The 16,830-nt window shown below is 66.2% G+C and carries 17 protein-coding genes; 11 read left to right on the forward strand and 6 right to left on the reverse strand.

The features are described 5' to 3' along the window. Positions 1-141: 141 nt before the first annotated feature. Positions 142-348 carry a 30S ribosomal protein S21 gene (gene rpsU / locus FHW97_RS17015; RefSeq protein ID WP_011446475.1) on the reverse strand — a complete coding sequence of 69 codons (207 nt, stop codon included), beginning with the start codon at positions 346-348 and terminating at the stop codon, positions 142-144. Positions 349-534: 186 nt separating this feature from the next. Between rpsU and FHW97_RS17020 the strand changes: the two genes are divergently transcribed. The 7 genes from FHW97_RS17020 to FHW97_RS17050 all read left to right on the forward strand — a co-directional run bounded on the left by FHW97_RS17020 (position 535) and on the right by FHW97_RS17050 (position 6,645). Next, complete coding sequence (locus FHW97_RS17020; RefSeq protein ID WP_062785236.1) at positions 535-1,926, forward strand: RluA family pseudouridine synthase; 1,392 nt, start codon at positions 535-537, stop codon at positions 1,924-1,926. Beyond that, positions 1,923-2,585 carry an HAD-IA family hydrolase gene (locus tag FHW97_RS17025; protein WP_062785149.1) on the forward strand — a complete coding sequence of 221 codons (663 nt, stop codon included), beginning with the start codon at positions 1,923-1,925 and terminating at the stop codon, positions 2,583-2,585. Before FHW97_RS17020 ends, FHW97_RS17025 begins: the two co-directional genes overlap by 4 nt. A 4-nt stretch (positions 2,586-2,589) precedes the next feature. Next, entirely contained in the window at positions 2,590-2,805 is a 216-nt protein-coding gene (locus FHW97_RS17030) for a hypothetical protein (RefSeq protein WP_062785151.1), read from the forward strand. Continuing rightward, on the forward strand, positions 2,802-3,491 hold the full coding sequence (locus tag FHW97_RS17035) for an ATP12 family chaperone protein (RefSeq protein ID WP_062785153.1): 690 nt from the start codon (positions 2,802-2,804) through the stop codon (positions 3,489-3,491). Before FHW97_RS17030 ends, FHW97_RS17035 begins: the two co-directional genes overlap by 4 nt. 93 nt (positions 3,492-3,584) lie before the next feature. Continuing rightward, the gene (gene def / locus FHW97_RS17040) at positions 3,585-4,151 is read left to right on the forward strand and encodes a peptide deformylase (RefSeq protein ID WP_028657624.1); all 567 of its coding nucleotides are present in this window, start codon (positions 3,585-3,587) and stop codon (positions 4,149-4,151) included. 95 nt (positions 4,152-4,246) lie between these two features. Next, on the forward strand, positions 4,247-5,791 hold the full coding sequence (gene rmuC / locus FHW97_RS17045) for a DNA recombination protein RmuC (RefSeq protein ID WP_062785155.1): 1,545 nt from the start codon (positions 4,247-4,249) through the stop codon (positions 5,789-5,791). Positions 5,792-5,832: 41 nt separating this feature from the next. Further along, on the forward strand, positions 5,833-6,645 hold the full coding sequence (locus tag FHW97_RS17050) for a hypothetical protein (protein ID WP_157088928.1): 813 nt from the start codon (positions 5,833-5,835) through the stop codon (positions 6,643-6,645). A 272-nt stretch (positions 6,646-6,917) separates the two neighbouring features. Here the strand turns inward: FHW97_RS17050 and FHW97_RS17055 are convergent, their stop codons facing one another. From FHW97_RS17055 to FHW97_RS17065, 3 genes are read right to left on the reverse strand one after another with little or no spacing between them, the layout of a single operon-like run. Continuing rightward, entirely contained in the window at positions 6,918-7,250 is a 333-nt protein-coding gene (locus FHW97_RS17055) for a 2Fe-2S iron-sulfur cluster-binding protein (protein WP_022677954.1), read from the reverse strand. 5 nt (positions 7,251-7,255) lie between these two features. Further along, positions 7,256-8,341: a cysteine desulfurase family protein gene (locus tag FHW97_RS17060; protein ID WP_171799326.1), complete on the reverse strand. Its 1,086-nt coding sequence runs from the start codon at positions 8,339-8,341 to the stop codon at positions 7,256-7,258. After that, positions 8,338-9,369, reverse strand: a complete 1,032-nt coding sequence (locus FHW97_RS17065) for a cysteine desulfurase family protein (RefSeq protein WP_171799327.1) — start codon at positions 9,367-9,369, stop codon at positions 8,338-8,340. Before FHW97_RS17065 ends, FHW97_RS17060 begins: the two co-directional genes overlap by 4 nt. A gap of 146 nt (positions 9,370-9,515) precedes the next feature. Here FHW97_RS17065 and FHW97_RS17070 point away from each other — a divergent pair, with 146 nt between their 5' ends. Then, positions 9,516-10,172 carry an alpha/beta hydrolase gene (locus tag FHW97_RS17070; RefSeq protein ID WP_022677177.1) on the forward strand — a complete coding sequence of 219 codons (657 nt, stop codon included), beginning with the start codon at positions 9,516-9,518 and terminating at the stop codon, positions 10,170-10,172. 65 nt (positions 10,173-10,237) lie between these two features. On the opposite strand, the gene FHW97_RS17075 is transcribed toward FHW97_RS17070, so the two are convergent. After that, positions 10,238-11,770 carry a glycosyltransferase family 39 protein gene (locus tag FHW97_RS17075; protein ID WP_253941851.1) on the reverse strand — a complete coding sequence of 511 codons (1,533 nt, stop codon included), beginning with the start codon at positions 11,768-11,770 and terminating at the stop codon, positions 10,238-10,240. Positions 11,771-11,947: 177 nt separating this feature from the next. Further along, positions 11,948-13,552 (reverse strand): phosphoenolpyruvate carboxykinase, encoded by a 1,605-nt coding sequence (locus tag FHW97_RS17080; RefSeq protein ID WP_171799328.1) that lies wholly within the window; start codon positions 13,550-13,552, stop codon positions 11,948-11,950. Between the two features lie 399 nt (positions 13,553-13,951). On the opposite strand from FHW97_RS17080, the gene FHW97_RS17085 reads away from it, so the two are divergent. From FHW97_RS17085 to FHW97_RS17095, 3 genes are read left to right on the forward strand one after another with little or no spacing between them, the layout of a single operon-like run. Beyond that, positions 13,952-14,734: a response regulator transcription factor gene (locus tag FHW97_RS17085; protein ID WP_022677180.1), complete on the forward strand. Its 783-nt coding sequence runs from the start codon at positions 13,952-13,954 to the stop codon at positions 14,732-14,734. Continuing rightward, on the forward strand, positions 14,731-16,359 hold the full coding sequence (locus tag FHW97_RS17090) for a stimulus-sensing domain-containing protein (RefSeq protein WP_370525453.1): 1,629 nt from the start codon (positions 14,731-14,733) through the stop codon (positions 16,357-16,359). The genes FHW97_RS17085 and FHW97_RS17090 overlap by 4 nt, the downstream gene beginning before the upstream one ends. Continuing rightward, complete coding sequence (locus FHW97_RS17095) at positions 16,356-16,799, forward strand: HPr kinase/phosphorylase (protein WP_171799329.1); 444 nt, start codon at positions 16,356-16,358, stop codon at positions 16,797-16,799. Before FHW97_RS17090 ends, FHW97_RS17095 begins: the two co-directional genes overlap by 4 nt. The last annotated feature ends 31 nt before the right edge of the window (positions 16,800-16,830 follow it).

Consider the following 16,830-nt stretch of genomic DNA (forward strand, 5'->3'; position numbering starts at 1 on the left):
CCGGCCGGTGCCTGCCCGTCGATTCGAGCCGGGATGCTCGACCCAACGAAAAGGGCGCCGTGATTCACGGCGCCCTCTTGGCCCAGCACAGGGCCTATCGCAAGTGCTCAATGTGACGGATAGTCCCGCCACGATTGAAGCTTACTTCGCGCCGTCGCGCTCCTGGCGCTTGCGCTCAAGCTTGCGGGCGCGACGCACAGCGGCGGCCTTTTCGCGAGCGCGCTTTTCCGACGGCTTTTCAAAGTGACGACGCAGCTTCATTTCGCGATAGACACCTTCGCGCTGAAGCTTCTTCTTCAGGGCACGAAGAGCTTGATCAACATTGTTGTCGCGAACGAGAATCTGCATAAACCGACATACCTCAACAGCTTCGGGCGAGAGCCCGCGGCCGCGCGGGGGTCACCAGATACCAGGAACACAAAGCGTGCCGAATCCGATCAGGACCGGCTCGAACCGGGCGCTCAATAGTGATTCTGCCGGCGAAAGGCAAGCAATGTCGTGCAATTTGCGGGCAAAGGCCTTATGGGCGCGACCATGACCTCTTCAAAAGCCTCTAATGGCAAAGCTTCGAATGGCAAAGCCGCCGGCAATGCAGATGCCGTGCGCCAGTTCACAGTTCGCCCTGATGACAACGATGTGCGGCTGGACCGCTGGTTCAAACGCAACCTCCCCGAGGTGAGCTTTGCCATGGTGTCGCGCTGGGCGCGCACCGGCCAGATTCGCGTTGATGGCAAGCGCGCCGATGTCGACACCCGCCTGATCGCCGGGCAGTCCCTGCGCGTGCCCCCGGCGGGCGGCCCACTGCCGCTGGCCGGCGGCGGCAAGGGCGGCCGCGTGCGCAAGCCGCTGACCGAAGAACAGCTCCACCTGGCCGAAGACATCGTGCTGGAACAGGATCGCGCCGCGATCGTGATCAACAAGCCGCCGGGCCTGGCCACCCAGGGCGGCAGCGGCACTTACGAGCATGTCGATGGCCTGCTCGATGCCTATGCCGGCGATGGCGATCCACGCCCGCGCCTGGTCCACCGGCTCGACAAGGATACCTCGGGCGTGCTGCTGGTGGCGCGCACGCCGGGCAGCGCAGCCTTCTTTTCCAGGCGCTTCTCCGGCCGCACCGCGCGCAAGATCTATTGGGCGCTAGTGATGGGCGTGCCAGATATCCACGATGGCATGATCGAACTGCCGCTGGCCAAGCAGCCGGGCACCGGTGGCGAGAAGATGATGGTCGATGAAACCGAGCACGGCATGCCGGCCCGCACGCGCTATCGTGTGATCGATCGCGCCGGCAACCGCGCCGCCTGGGTGGAACTGCAGCCGTTCACCGGGCGCACCCACCAGCTGCGCGTGCACATGGCCGCGATCGGCCACCCGATCGTGGGCGATGGCAAGTATGGCGGCCAGGGCGCGTTCCTGTCGGGCAGCATCAGCCGCAAGCTGCACCTGCATGCCCGCCGCCTGCGCATCGAGCATCCCGAAGGCGATCTGCTGGACGTGACCGCGCCGCTGCCCGAGCACTTTTCCAAGAGCCTGGAACAACTCGGCTTCACCGAAACCGAAGGCGATCTGCCGCTCGAAGCGCCGGTGCTGGTCGAACCCAAGACCCTGGAAAAGCGCGCCGCCAAGGCCCACGCCAAGCAATACCGCAAGGAGCGCCGGGGCGAGCGCCGCAAGCGCATCGATGGCCCGGCAACCACCGGCGCGCGCAAGCCCACTGGCCAGCGCGCCCGCGTGGCCGGCGCCGCTGCGGGCAAGGCGCCCGCAAAGGCTGGCGCGAAACCTGGGGCAAAGCCTGGAGCGAAACCGGGGGCCAAGCCTGCCACGCGCACCACAACTGCCAAGCCCGGCGCCAAGCCAGCCCCGCGCCGCGCCGCGCCCAAGGCCCCTGGCACCAAGGCTCCCGGCCCGCGGAGCCCGGGCAAGCGATGAGCCTGCGCCTCGCCATCTTCGATTGCGACGGCACCCTGGTCGATAGCCAGGCCGATATCGGCGCGGCGATGGACGGGGCGTTTCATGCCATGGGCCTGGTGCCGCCGCCGCGCAGCGAAACCCGGCGCATCGTCGGGCTGTCGCTGGTGGAAGCGATGCGCCGCCTCCATCCGGAAGGTGACGCGCAGGCGCACGACATGCTTACCCAAGCCTACAAGGACACGTTCCGCGCCCGGCGCGAGGCCGGGATGGTGGGCGAGCCACTGTATGACGGCATCGCCGCGCTGGTCGAAGACCTGGCGCGGCGCGGCTGGCTGCTGGGCGTGGCGACCGGCAAGAGCGATAGGGGCCTGGCGCATTGCCTGGCCACGCATGGCCTGTCGCGCCACTTCGTGACACTGCAAACCGCCGATCGCCACCCGTCCAAACCGCATCCCAGCATGATCGAGGCCTGCCTCGATGCCACTGGTGCAGACACCGCGCTGACCGTGATGATCGGCGATACCGCCTATGACATGGCCATGGCCCGCAATGCCGGGGTGCGCGCGATCGGCGTGGACTGGGGCTATCACGAGCGGGCCGAACTGTTCGCTGCCGGCGCCCATGCCGTCGCCGGCACCGTGGCAGAGCTGGCCGAACTGCTCCACGCGGTAGGCTGAGGCGATGCGCGATCCGGCGATGGGGCGCTTTGCCCTGCTGCAACTGCTGCGCCTGGCGGGCACGCTGATCGTGTTGATCGGCGCCATGGTGGCGTCGGGCAATGTGCCGTGGCTGGCGCGCGTGCCGCAATGGGGCGCGTTCGTGCTCGCCTTTGCCGGCCTCACCCTGTTCTTTGGCGCGCCGCGCTGGCTGGCGCGGCGCTGGAAAAGGCCATCATGAAGCGCTTTTATCAAGACGTTACGGTTTCGCCTGAAGATACTGGCTTTCGCGTGTGCCTCGATGGGCGCGGCATCCGCACCCAGGGCGGCCGCCCGCAGATCGTGCCCACCGCCGCTCTCGCCCAGGCCATGGCCGGCGAATGGGCCAACCAGGGCGAGACGATCGACACCGCCGCCTTCGCCTTTCGCGACATGGCCGACTATGCGATCGACGTGGTGGCGCCCGCCCCGGCCGCCGCGCGCGCCGATCTGCTGCCTTATGCCGAGACCGATACGCTGTGCTATCGCGCCGAGCCGGACGAGCCGCTCGCCGCGCGCCAGCGCCTGCTGTGGGAGCCCCTGCTTACCATGGCCGAGGCGCGCTATGGCGTGGCTTTCACGCGCGTGTCCGGCATCATGCACAAGCCCCAGCCCGCGCCGACGCTTGCGGCACTTGCCGCCGCGCTGGAGCAACTTTCGCCCTTTGCCCTGGCTGCCCTGCGCAACACCGCCACGCTGTCGTGCTCGCTGATCATCGGCCTTGCCGCGCTCGATCCCGGCGCAGACGTTGCCGCGCTGTGGGATGCGGCCTGCGTGGAGGAAGACTGGCAGGCAGAGCTGTGGGGCAAGGACGAGATGGCCCAAGCCCGCCGCACCTTGCGCGGGGAAGCCTTTGCCACGGCCGCGCGGTTCGCCCAGCTGCTGTAACGCGGCGCGGCGCCCCGTTGGCACGGCAAAAGCGATCACCCTGATCGAATCGCCTGCCTTGCGCCGGTGCGCCGCTCCGCCTATCTTGGCCCCATGGCTATCCGCGAAATTCTTGAAGTTCCCGATCCGCGCCTCAAGCAGGTCTCGGCTCCGGTGGAAACGTTCGACGACGAACTCCGCACCCTCGTGTCCGACATGTTCGATACGATGTACGATGCCCCCGGCATCGGCCTTGCCGCGATCCAGGTGGGCGTGCCCCTGCGCGTGCTGGTGATCGACCTGCAGCCCGATGACGAGGATGCCGAGCCCGAAGCATGCCACGATCACGGCTGTGGCCACAGCCACCAGCCGGTGCGGCGCGAACCGCGCGTGTTCATCAACCCGGAAATCCTTGATCCTTCCGAAGAGCACACGATCTATCGCGAAGGCTGCCTCTCGGTGCCGGAAATCTATGCCGAAGTGGAACGCCCTTCGCGCATCCGCGCCCGCTGGCAGGATCTTGACGGCACGGTCCACGAGGAAGCGATCGACGGCCTGCTGGCCACCTGCCTGCAGCACGAGATGGACCACCTCGAAGGCATCCTGTTCATCGATCACCTCTCGCGCCTCAAGCGCCAGATGGCGCTCAAGAAGCTGGACAAGCTGCGCAAGGTGGCGTGATCGCCCCTGACAGTTGAGGATAAAGCGGCCCGGCACATTGCGTTGCCGGGCCGCTTCGTTTACGTTCCCGCTCTGTTCTTGAGTGGAGGCGGACCTTGGCGGTGGTTTTGGTAATCGTGGCGCTGGTGATCGGCCTGGCCCTGGGCTGGTTCCTGGGCGGCCGCCCGGTGGCAGAGGCGCAAGGCCGCGCCACTGCCCGCGAGAACGAAGCGCGCGAGGCGCAAGGCACGATCAAGGCCATGGCTGTGGACCTTGCCACCATGGCTGAGCGCGCGCGCCAGGCAGAGCAGCTTGGCGCCGAGCGCGATGCCCTGCGCGCCGAGCGTGATGGCCTGGCCACCCACCTCGCCGCCGCCAGCGAGCGCGCGGCCGAAGCCGACGCGCTGCGCGATGCGCTGCACGAGGCGCGCCAATCGCGCGAGGACCTGCGTGCGGAACTGGCCCGAATGAAAGCCGACGCTGCCAATTTTGCCGAACAGAAGCGCCTGTTGATCGAGGCGCAGGAAGCGCTGCGCCGCGAATTCGAGAATGCCGGCAACAAGGTGCTGGAACGCGCGCAAGAGGCCTTCATGGCCCGGGCACAGGAGCGCTTTGCCCAGAGCGAGGAAAAGGCGGCGCAATCGCTGCGGGCCCTGCTCGCCCCGGTGGATCAGCGCCTGAAAAGCTATGAAGAGCAGGTCGGCAAGCTGGAAAAGGAACGCGTCGATGCGTTCGGCAATCTCACCGGGCTGATCCAGGCGATGCGCGACGGGCAGGAGCAAGTCCGTGCCGAAGCAGCGCGGCTGGGCAATTCGCTGCGCAATGCCCCCAAGGCGCGCGGCCGCTGGGGCGAACAGCAACTGCGCAACGTGCTGGAACAGTGTGGCCTGGCCGAGCACACCGATTTCGTCACCGAGCATTCGATCGATACCGACGAAGGCCGTCTGCGTCCCGACGCCATCGTGCGCATTCCCGGCAACAAGCTGCTGGTGATCGACGCCAAGGTTTCGCTCAACGCCTATCAGGATGCCTTCGAAGCCGCCGACGATACCGCGCGCGGCGTGGCCCTGGCGGCGCACGTGCAATCCATGCGCAACCATATTCAGACGCTGGGCGCCAAATCCTATCAAAGCCAGTTCGAGGAAGCGCCCGACTATGTGCTGATGTTCGTCCCGGGCGAACACTTCATCGCCGCCGCGCTGGAACGCGATCCGCAGTTGTGGGACTTCGCCTTCGACCGCCGCGTGCTGCTCGCCTCGCCCACCAACCTCGTCGCCATCTGCCGCACCGTGGCCCAGGTCTGGCGGCAGGATGGCCTGGCCCGCGAGGCGCGCGAGATTGGCCGCATGGGCGGCGAACTGTACGATCGCCTGGCGGTCGCCGCCGATCACCTCAAGCGTGTCGGCTCTGGCCTGGAAAGCGCGGTCACCAACTACAACAAGTTCGTCGGCAGCTTTGAGCGCAACGTGCTTTCGGCCGGACGCCGCCTGCGCGAAAAGCATATCGAGATCGGCAAGCGCGAGGTGGAAGAAGTGCCTTTAGTGGAAACCGCGCCGCGCTATGTCGCTACGGACATTTCCCCAGACATTGCCGAGGACAAAGCCACGGAACTGCCCGCGCCAACCGGCGTTGGCGTTGAAGGGGAAACGGCTGCAGGGTAACGATGGGCATGATGGCACGACAGGCAAACAAGGGCTTGCCCATGCGCAGCGCAGCTTGGACAGTGGCGCTCGCCAGCCTTGCGCTTGCTGCCTGCCAGCGCGAGCCGGCGCCGCAGGAAAGCGCCAGCCCAACGGCAACGCCAAGCGCCAGCGCCACGCCCGAGCCTACCCCCACGCCGCCCGCGCCAAGCCCCAGCCCGACGCTGGCGCTTCCGGTCAAGCCCACGCCCGATGTGCCGCTCACCCCGGCCGATACCGCCTCTGCCCTCCCGGCGATCGCCCTGCCCCCGCGCGACGATTGCGCCGCGCTGCCGGGCTGGAGCGCCTTTGCCACGCGCCTTGCCGCCGCCGTCAAGACGCGCGACGCTGCCGCACTCGCCGCACTTTCATCCCCCGATGTGACGCTCGATTATGGCGGCGGCCATGGCCCGGCCCAACTGCAAAAGCGGTTGGCCGCGCCGGCCGGCGCCGCCATATGGGCCGATCTCGCGCGCATCCTGCCGCTGGGCTGCGCCGTGCAGGGCGATCTGGTGGTCATGCCGTGGTTCTTCTGGAACGTGCCTGATGAGGTCGATCCGGGTATGACGATGCTGGTCACCGGGCAAGGCGTACCACTTCGCGCCAAGCCCAGTGACACGGCGCCAGAAGTCGACCGGCTGGACTGGTCGCTTGTCACCATTGCCACGAGCCCTTCCTACAATCCCGCCGCGCGCTACACCGCCGTGATCACCGGCAAGCCGCAACGCAAGGGCTGGATCGAAACCGCCCGCCTGCGCAGCCTGCTCGCCCGCCGGATCATCGCCGAACGCAAGGGTGATGATTGGCATATCAGCGCGCTGGTGGCGGGGGATTGAGGGGAATATGCCGGGCGCCATCCTATTCAGACGCTCCGCAAAATCGAATTCGCGCAGAGGCGCTGAGACGCAGAGAAAATCTTATCCTCTGCGCCTCTGCGCGAAATTTACATCAGTATTTGCCAATATGCACAGCGGGCTTTCTCCCACCGTCACCCTGAACTCGTTTCAGGGTCCAGGCCGCAGCCTCACGCTGTGCTACAAACCCACCAGTAATGAGCGAGCCGGATGCCGAAACGAGTTCGGCATGACGAATGTGTAGGAGGAGCGTCTCAGCGCGGCTGCATATCCCGGGCCTCTGCCGGCACGCGCACTTCCAGGCCGTCCAGCGCGGGGTCAAGCACGATCTGGCAGGCGAGGCGGCTGGTGCGGGTGACCCCGACGGCAAGGTCGAGCATGTCTTCCTCGTCCTCGCTGGCTTGCATCAGGCGGTCGAACCAGTCGGGAGCAACCACGACATGGCAGGTGGAGCAGGCCATCTGACCTTCGCACGTGCCTTCGAGCGGCATGCCGGCGTTCTGGCCCAGTTCCAGCAGGCGTTGCCCTGCCTCGCCCTCGGCCGCCACGCGCTGGCCATCGGCTGTGAGGAAGGTGACGCGAACCATAGGCACTAGACTCCCTGCATCTGCGCCGCCGCATTCAGCACGGCAGCAGCCTCCTTCAGTTCCTCACCCGTGGTATAACGTCCGAAACCGATGCGGATCGCGGTTTTGCTATCCCTGTCGGAAAGTCCCAGGGCGCGCAAGACATGGCTGGGCCTTCCCGAGCCGCTGGCACAGGCCGATCCGGCAGAAAACGCAACATTGCGACATTCTGACAACAGCCTGGCCACATCAAGCCCCGGCTTGCGCAAGTTGAGGTTGCCACGCCAGCGCTGCGTGGCGCTGCCGTTGAGCGTCCATCCGGCAAACAGGCCAAGTGCCTGCTCCCACAGCGTCTCAACATGCTGTCCATCGCTTTTCCACAGACTGGTGCACAGCGCTGCCGCCGCACCGAACCCCGCGCATAGCGCCGGGCTGAGCGTGCCGGACCGCAAGCCACCTTCCTGCCCGCCGCCATGGACGAGAGGCGCCAGTTCGAGCCCATCGCGCACCCAAAGCGCGCCGATGCCCTTGGGCCCGTGCAGCTTGTGCGCCGAAATCGCGACCAGATCGGCCCCTTCGGGCGCCGCCAGCTTGCCGGCGCCCTGCACCGCATCGCACAGGAACAGCGCGCCCATGGCGTGCGCCCGCGCGGCCAGCTCGGCCACGGGCTGCACCGTGCCGATCTCGTTGTTCACCTGCATCACCGCGACCAGGCCGGTGCCGGCGGGAATGGTCACGTCAGGATCGACCAGCCCGGCCCCGTCCACCGGCAGCACGGTGAGCGCGGGATCGTGGAACCGCGCCGTGTCGAGCACGGCCGCGTGTTCGATGGCAGACACCGCCAAATGCCGTTTCCCCCCGCCCGCGATGGCCAGATTGAGCGCCTCGGTCGCGCCAGAGGTGAAGATCACCCGCCCGCCTGGCGGAAGCAGCGCGGCCACTTGCGCACGGGCCACCTCCACCGCCGCTGCAGCCGCGCGGCCCGGGCGGTGCGGGCTGTGTGGATTGGCAAAGCCGGCGCGCACGTCCTCGGGGCCGGCCAGCCACGGCAACATCGCGGCCCGCGCTTGCGGGGCGAGCGGCGTGGTCGCCTGGTAATCGAGGTAGATCACGCCAGCCCCGCAATCGCGCGCCAGGCAGCAACGAAACGGCCCACGGCGTCCACCGTGGTCTCCCGACCGAGCGAAACGCGAATCACTTCGTTCGGCTGCGCCACACCCATCGCATCCAGGACGTGGCTGGTGCGCAGCGAGCCGGAAGAACAGGCACTGCCCGCCGAAACGGCCATGCCCATCCCGTCAAACCGGATCAGCTGCGCCGTGGCCGATTTGCCCGGCATGCGATAGGCACCAATCGCGGGCAGGCGCGGCGCATCTGCCGCGATCACCTCGGCACCACTTTCCAGCAGCGCGGTTTCTAGCCGATCGCGCAGACCCTGCACATCAGCCAGCCACGCGTTCCCCGCCTCCAGCGCCGCGGCCATGGCCAGCGCGCCAGGCAGGTTTTCGGTACCGGGGCGATAGCCGCGCTCCTGCCCACCAGTGGGATGGAGCAGCGCCCAATCGCGCACCAGCAAGGCGCCCACCCCGATCGGCCCGCCAAACTTGTGTGCCGAAATGGCGATCAGGTCGGCCTCTGGCAGCGGCAGCTTGCCCGCGCCTTGCGCCGCATCGGCCAGCAAGACGCCGCCGGCATCACGCACCGCCTGGGCCACCGCCGCCAACGGCTGGATCACCCCGGTTTCGTTGTTGACCTGCTGCACCGCCACCAGCCCGGCAAGCGCGCATGAAGCAGGAACGACTTGGCCACGGCCATCGACGGCAAGGCGCGCGGCATCGCCGGCCAGGCGCAGCACCGCCTCGTGCTCAACCGCCGAAACCGCCATCAGCGGCGCCTTCGCCCGGCCGATGGCCAGGGCCAGCGCCTCGCTGGCGCCGCTGGTCAGGACCACCTCGCCCGGCCAGCCCAGCGCGGCCTTGATCCGGTTGCGGGCATCTTCCAGCGCCGCCCGCGCCGCACGGCCGGCGGCATGCGGGCTGGAGGGATTGGCCCAGCGCGCCATCCCCTCCAACAGCGCGTCACGCGCCTGCGGCAGGAGCGGCGTGGTGGCCGCGTGATCGAAATAAAGCGAGAGCGACAACGAGAAATCCCGGAAAAGTTGCGTTTACGGGGTTCGTTTCTATATAGCGACCAGTTCCATGCCCAGCCCCGACCGCGCATTGCCCTTGAAACAGGGTCTTGCACCGCCGGTCTTCAGGGCCAGCCAACAGGTTCATCAGGTCAACGATGCCCGCAGTCATCTTCCCCGGTCCCGAAGGTCGCCTCGAAGGCCGCTTCCAGCCCGCCACGCGCAGCCGCGCGCCTGTCGCCATGATCCTGCATCCCCACCCGCAGGCCGGTGGCACGATGAACGACCGTGTAACCCAGGCGCTGTACAAGACATTCGTGGCGCGCGGCTTTGCCACGCTGCGCTTCAACTTCCGCGGCGTGGGCCGCAGCCAGGGCAGCTTTGACAACGGCGTGGGCGAATTGTCCGATGCCGCTGCAGCGCTCGATTGGGTGCAGTCGATCCATCCCGAAGCTTCGGCCACGTGGATCGCCGGCTATTCGTTCGGCGCGCTGATCGGCATGCAGCTCTTGATGCGGCGCCCGGAAATCCGCGGCTTCATCTCGGTCTCGCCGCCCGCCAACATGTATGATTTCAGCTTCCTCGCGCCTTGCCCGGCTTCGGGCATCATCGTGCAAGGGTCTGCCGATACGGTGGTGACGCCCAATGCCGTGCAAAAGCTGGTCGACAAGCTGCGCACGCAAAAGCACATCACCATCCACCACGACGAAATCCCGCGCGCCAACCACTTCTATGAAAACGAGTTGGACGAGATGATGAAGTCGGTGGACAATTACCTCGACTTCCGCCTGTCGCCCGATTGCCCGATCCGCTGATCGGCGCAGGCTCGGTATCAGGAAAGGCCCCGGCAGCGCGCGCTGCCGGGGCTTTTTTTGTGTGACTATTGCGGATTGGCAGCGCGTGGGTCCACCAGCGGCGCTGGCCCCGGATGAAGGTCGCGGCGTGCCCAGATGTAATAGGTGCGGTCGATCGTTGGTGTCCGCGCAATCAGCACATAATCGCGCACCAGGGCTTCGCGGACCAAGGCCTGCGTTGCCGGCGCCACTCGCGGCACGACAGACCTGCTCGCAGTGACGATCGCGCCCGGCTGGCTGGCCAACACGCGTCGCTCTTCTTCCACCGGATCGACTCCCAGTGCGCGGGTTTCGATGGGATTGGTAAGATGGTCGGGAAAGGCGAACCGCGTCGGGATGCAGGCATTGGTAAGATAGTAGAGGATCGTTGGTCCATCATAAATGTATAGGCAGTGCCCCCTGACATAAGGCGAAATCGCCGAAACCATTCGTGACGTCTGCAAAATGCCTTGGTGCCTCGAAAAGTAATTGGCCGGGATAAAAATGCAGGGCCATAGCAGTAGCAGGCAACCAAACGTGAAGCCGCGCCGCTCGCCGCGAAGCGCAAAAGCGCCGACAATGACGCTGGGCAGAACCACCGGCAGAAAATAGAAATCATAGAAGTCGCCGAGCATGCCGAATCCGGCGAACGCACTGACCCACCATCCCGCCAGAAGTGGAAAATCTGCGTAGACCCGCCCGTGTGCATGGGTGCGCAGTTGGAACAGCCCGACACCAGCGGTGGTGAGCAGCCCCATGCAACATGCAACGACCTGGGAAATCTGATCGTTACGGACTTGGGCTGGAAAGGGTTGGCGCAGGAAAATCGAGGTGAAATTGGCAAATAAAAATTCGTCTAAATGCCCCGCCAGCGCGTACGCACCCAGCGCCAGCCCGGTAGGTGCCAGCGCCACCAGCACCATGGCAATTGCCATGCCCAATAGCTGGCGCAACCGCTCTCCAGCAGCAAACAGCCGCCACACGAACCAGCATCCAAAGAAGATGCCTTCAGGAATGACGGTGTACTTGATCTGGATCGCCAAGCCCAACGCAAGCATCGCCGCCAAGGCAAGGGCCGCGATGCGGCCGGGGGTGTTCGCGTCATTGGCCTTGCAAGCGCACCAGGCGGCAAAGGCAGTCAATGCGTTATAGAAGATTGCCGTCTGCCCGCCGAGCCCGTGGAGAACATTGAGCATCAGAACATATGCTACCGCCGCGACAATCGCAGGGATTTCCCCCATGTGCCGCCGCACGATGGCACGAACAAACCAGGCCGCGATTACTACACACGCTGTGGCAATCAATTGATATTGGATGATTCCGCTGCCACCCAGCAGCCGTATGGCGGCATAAAGGGCAAACAGGCCGACCGGCTTGCGATCCCACAAGTCTACGTAGGGCAAATGCCCATGCAGCATGCGATCGCCAACCAGCAGGTAAAGTTGCTCATCAAAATCGAGAATGGGATTGCCGAATGTCGGCGAGCGGACGAGCAGCGTCACCAACCCGATAAGAGCATAGGGCCAGGCCGCAGCCAGCCAATGAAACGCCGGGCGTTGCAGCATCGTGCGCGTTGTCATCTCGTTACACGCCACCACACTCGCCACGTTACTCACCCCCCAGCCTGCTGGTCGTGACCATGGCGCATCGCCCGTAACGACATGGTTAACAGGCGCGACGTTGCCGCCAAAAGCAAACCCCCGGCACGCCAGGGCGCACCGGGGGTCTTGCAGACGCTGCGTGGGCAGCGCGGATGATCAGGCCGAGACGGGCGCCGCCTTGCGCACGCTTTCGTCCACATGCTCCATGAACTGCTCGAAGTTGTCGATGAACTTCTTGACCAGTTCCTGGGCGGTCTTGTCGTATTCGCCGGCATCGGCCCAGGCGCCCCGCGGATCGAGCAGCTTGGTATCGACGCCCGGCACTTCCACCGGCACTTCAAAGCCGAAGTTGGGATCTTCGCGGAATTCGGCGCTGTTGAGGCTGCCATCGAGCGCGGCATTGAGCAGCGCGCGGGTGGCCTTGATCGGCATGCGCTTGATGCCTTCCTGCGTGGCCTTGCCGCCCGACCAGCCGGTGTTGACCAGCCAGCACTTCACCCCGCCCTTGGCGATGCGTTCCTTGAGGAGGTTGCCATAGATCGAGGGGTGACGCGGCATGAACGGCGCGCCGAAGCAGGTGGAGAAGGTCGCTTCCGGTTCGGTCACGCCGATCTCGGTGCCGGCCACGCGGGCGGTATAGCCCGAGAGGAAGTGATACATCGCCTGGTCGGGCGTGAGGCGGGCGATCGGCGGCAGCACGCCATAGGCATCGGCGGTCAGGAAGATCAGGTTCTGCGGCACGGGGCCGAGGTTTTCTTCCGAGGCATTGGGGATGAAATCGATCGGATAAGAACCGCGGCTGTTTTCAGCGAGGCTGGCATCGTCCAGATCGATTTCGCGCGTGACCGGATCGATCACCACGTTTTCCAGCACCGTGCCGAACCGCTTGGTGGTGGCAAAGATTTCCGGCTCGGCCTCGGCCGAGAGGCGGATCATCTTGGCATAGCAGCCGCCTTCGAAGTTGAACACGGCGGTATCCGACCAGCCATGTTCGTCGTCCCCGATCAGGGTGCGGCTGGCGTCAGCCGACAGCGTGGTCTTGCCGGTGCCCGAAAGGCCGAAGAACACGGCGGTGTCACCATTGGGGCCGATGTTGGCCGAGCAGTGCATCGGCATCACGCCCTTGACCGGCAGCAGGTAGTTGAGGATGCCGAACACCGACTTCTTCATTTCGCCGGCATAGGCCGTGCCGCCGATCAGGATCAGCTTTTCGGTGAAGTTGACCGCGATCACGGTTTCGCTGCGGCAGCCGTGGCGGGCCGGATCGGCGCGGAAGCTGGGCAGGTCGATGATCGTGTATTCGGGGGCGAAGCCGGCCAGTTCATCGGTCGTCGGGCGCACCAGCAGCGTGCGGATGAACAGGTTGTGCCAGGCAAACTCGTTGATCACGCGCACGTTGACGCGGTGTTCGGGCTGCGAGCCGCCGAACAGGTCAGCGACGTAGAGCTTGTCCTTGGTGGCGAGCGCAGCAAGGAAATCTTCCTTCAGCGCGGCAAAGTGCGCCGGGCTCATGCCCACGTTGGTCTTGCCCCACCACACGGTGTTTTCGGTTTCGGCGTCGCGGACGATGAACTTGTCCTTGGCCGAGCGGCCGGTGTGCTTGCCGGTGGCGACGACGAAAGGACCGTCCTTGGCCAGGACGCCTTCCCCGTTCTTCACCGCATGTTCCACCAGCGGGGCGGTGCCGAGGTTGGCAAACAGCTCGGCAGGTTCAGGAAAACCCTGCGCGGACAAGGAAATGTTCAGGCTGTTGGCGGACATCACAAGCCTCCCGTTTGGTGGGCCATGCTGCACCCCGGACTGTCTGGAGCCGTGGGCAAAAAGGCAGGCCACTGATTGCAAAAGCGCGGTATCAAGCATGATCGCACAGCCGCATTGCCGTTGTTTTCCGGCTTCGCATACGAATGCCGAATACGAATGCGCGATTCCCTGTTCGGATAGTTGACCACCCGCCCCGCGTCAAACCGGATCGACCCAAGATTTTTGCGCAGCAAGTTGCACAATTTTCAACTGCCGCCCTTTCGCAGCTTGTCCCCACACGACCAAATCCAACGTCCTTGGGGGTTTCTTGCCAGCCGCGCCTGCGCGCCCTAATCTAGCCCGCCACCCTGGTAGGCCACACCCGAGCAGGCCCACTCGAGCAGGATCGCCGCAACGCCTATGCATAATGCCCCTGCCCCCCAGCCCGAAGGCACGGGTACGCCCCCGGCAGGGCAGAGCCAGCCGCGCCGCACGATCGCGCTGGTCGATGATGATCGCAATATCCTGACCACGGTATCGATCGCGCTGCAGACCGAGGGCTTTGTCACCCGGCTCTACAACGACGGCGATACCGCGCTCAAAGCGCTGCTCGACAATCCGCCCGACCTGGCGGTGTGCGACATCAAGATGCCGCGCATGGATGGCCTGGAATTGCTGCGCCGCCTGCGCGAGCAGAGCGACCTGCCGGTGATCTTCCTGACCAGCAAGGACGACGAGGCCGACGAGGCACTGGGCCTGGCCATGGGCGCCGACGATTACATCGCCAAGCCATTCAGCCAGCGCCTGTTGCTCGCCCGCATTCGCGCCATTTTGCGGCGCAGCGAAATCGTGCGCCGCGATCCGGTTGCCGCCGATGCCGAGCCGGCCGAAAACCTGCCCGATCCGATCCGCCGCGGCCGCCTGGCGATGGACCCGGCGCGCCACCTGGTGACCTGGACAGACAAACTGGTTTCGCTGACCGTCACCGAGTTCCTGATCCTGGAAGCGCTGGCCGTGCGCCCCGGCGTGGTGCGCACCCGCGACCAGCTGATGAACGCGGCCTATCACGACGACGTCTTTGTCGATGATCGCACGATCGACAGCCATATCAAGCGCCTGCGCCGCAAGTTCCGCGCCGTCGATCCGCAGTTTTCCGCGATCGAGACGCTCTATGGCGCGGGCTACAGCTACAGCGACGAATGACGCCGGCCAACTCTGCCCCACCTGCGCCAGAGCGCACCGCGCGCATGCTGGTGCCACGTGCGCTGCGGCCGCGCGGCCTCTCGCTCACCGCACGTATCCTGGCGGTCAACGTCATCGCGCTGGCGCTGCTGGCAGGCAGCTTCTTCTATCTCGATAGCTACCGTTCGCAGCTGCTGGGCGAGCGATTCAAGCTGGCCCGGGCCGAGGCGGAAATTGCCGCCGATGCGCTCGATGGCGCCAGCCTGGCGCAGCAAAAGACGCTGCTGGTGCGCATCGGCCAGGAACAGCGCCTGCGGCTGCGACTCTATGATCGCGAAGGCCGCCTGGTGGCAGACAGCTTTGCCCTGGCGCCACCCAGCTTCGCCCTGGTCGATCCCACGGGCGAGCCATGGTACCAACATGCCGCGCGCCTGCTCGATCGCGGGGTCGATTTCATCGTCGGCGCGCCCCCGGTGGAACGCTATGCCGAGCCGGCCGATCCGGGAGCCGGCAACTGGCCCGAAGTGGTGCGCGCCCGTGCCGCCCATTCCACCCAGGTCTATCTGCGCTATGCCCCCGATCGCACCCCGGTGCTGACCGCCGCGACGCCCGTGGGGAGCGACAGCGATGGGCAGATGCTGCTGGCCATGCGCAATGCCGTGGATATCACCCAGGCGGTGCGCGATGCGCGCCAGACCCTGGTGATCATCATCGGCCTTGCCCTGATGCTGTCGGTGCAGTTGTCGTTGTTCCTGGCGCGCACCATAGTCCAGCCGTTGCGCGCGCTGGTGCGCGCAGCGGTGCGGGTGCGGCTGGGCCGTGACCGCGAAGTGGTGGTGCCCCGCCTGCCCGATCGCGGGGACGAGATCGGCCTGCTCGCCCGCGCCTTTTCCGACATGACCATGGCTCTGCGCCATCGCATCGACGCGGTGGAAAGCTTTGCCGCCGATGTCGCCCACGAACTCAAGAACCCGCTGGCTAGCCTGGCCAGCGCGATCGAGTCGCTCGACCGGGTGGAAGATGCCACGCTGCGCCGGCAACTCACCGCGATCGCCACCCACGATGTCCAGCGGATCGATCGCCTGATCACCGAAATCGCCGATGCCAGCCGGATCGATGCGGAGCTGAGCCGCGCCACGTTCGTGCGGCTCGACCTGGGCGGTCTTGCCGCGCAGGTGGTGGGGGCACGCGGCGCCCGGGAAACGCGCGGCGGCGCGGTGATCCGCCTGCGCCAGCCCGATCCCGGCGCTTACGCCCCGCTGGTGCTGGGCGATGCCATGCGGCTGGAGCGCGTGCTGGAAAACCTGCTCGACAACGCCGTGTCGTTCTCTCCGCCCGGCGGCGCGGTGGACGTGGCAGTGTGGACACAGGGGCCGCGCGAGGGTGAAGACGCCCGCGTCATGCTGAGCGTGACCGACGAGGGACCCGGCATCCCCCAGGCCGAGCGCGGCAAGGTGTTCGAGCGCTTCCATTCGGTGCGACCGGCCGAGGAGGCGTTTGGCGCGCACAGCGGCCTGGGCCTCGCGATCGCCCGCACCATTGCCGAAGCCCACGATGGCCGCTTGGCGATCATCGACCGCCCCGATGGCGCACATGGCGCCTGCCTGGTCCTGACCCTGCCCTATGCCGGGGAACTGCGCGCATGACCGCGGCGGGCCAGACGCACCAGGCCACGGCAGTGGCGATCGGCGGGCGCGCCGTGATGATCGAGGGGCAACCGGGCAGCGGCAAGTCCAGTCTGGCGCTGGCGCTGATCGATCGCGGTGCGCAGCTGGTGGGCGATGACGGGCTGCTCCTCCTGCCAGATATCGCGCCGGGCAACGCGCCACGGCTGCTGGCCCAACCCCATCCCCGCATCGCCGGCCTGCTGGAAGTGCGCAACCTGGGGCTGCTGCGTTTTCCCCACCTGGCACAGGCGCCGGTGGCCTTGGTGCTGCGCCTCGACGCAGATGCGCCGCGCTTTATCGATGCGGCAGGTCGCGTTGAGCGCGCCGGAATAGCCGTGCCGATGGTGCAGTTATGGCCAGAAACCCCGATGCTGGCCCTGCGCGCCACGCTCGCGCTGGAACACTATGGCCTGGGCTGAGCGCCATGCCTGGGACAAGATCAGGCCTGGC

Origin of the sequence: Novosphingobium sp. SG754, from assembly GCF_013149315.1 — a bacterium.
In the GTDB taxonomy this organism is placed as follows: domain Bacteria; phylum Pseudomonadota; class Alphaproteobacteria; order Sphingomonadales; family Sphingomonadaceae; genus Novosphingobium; species Novosphingobium capsulatum.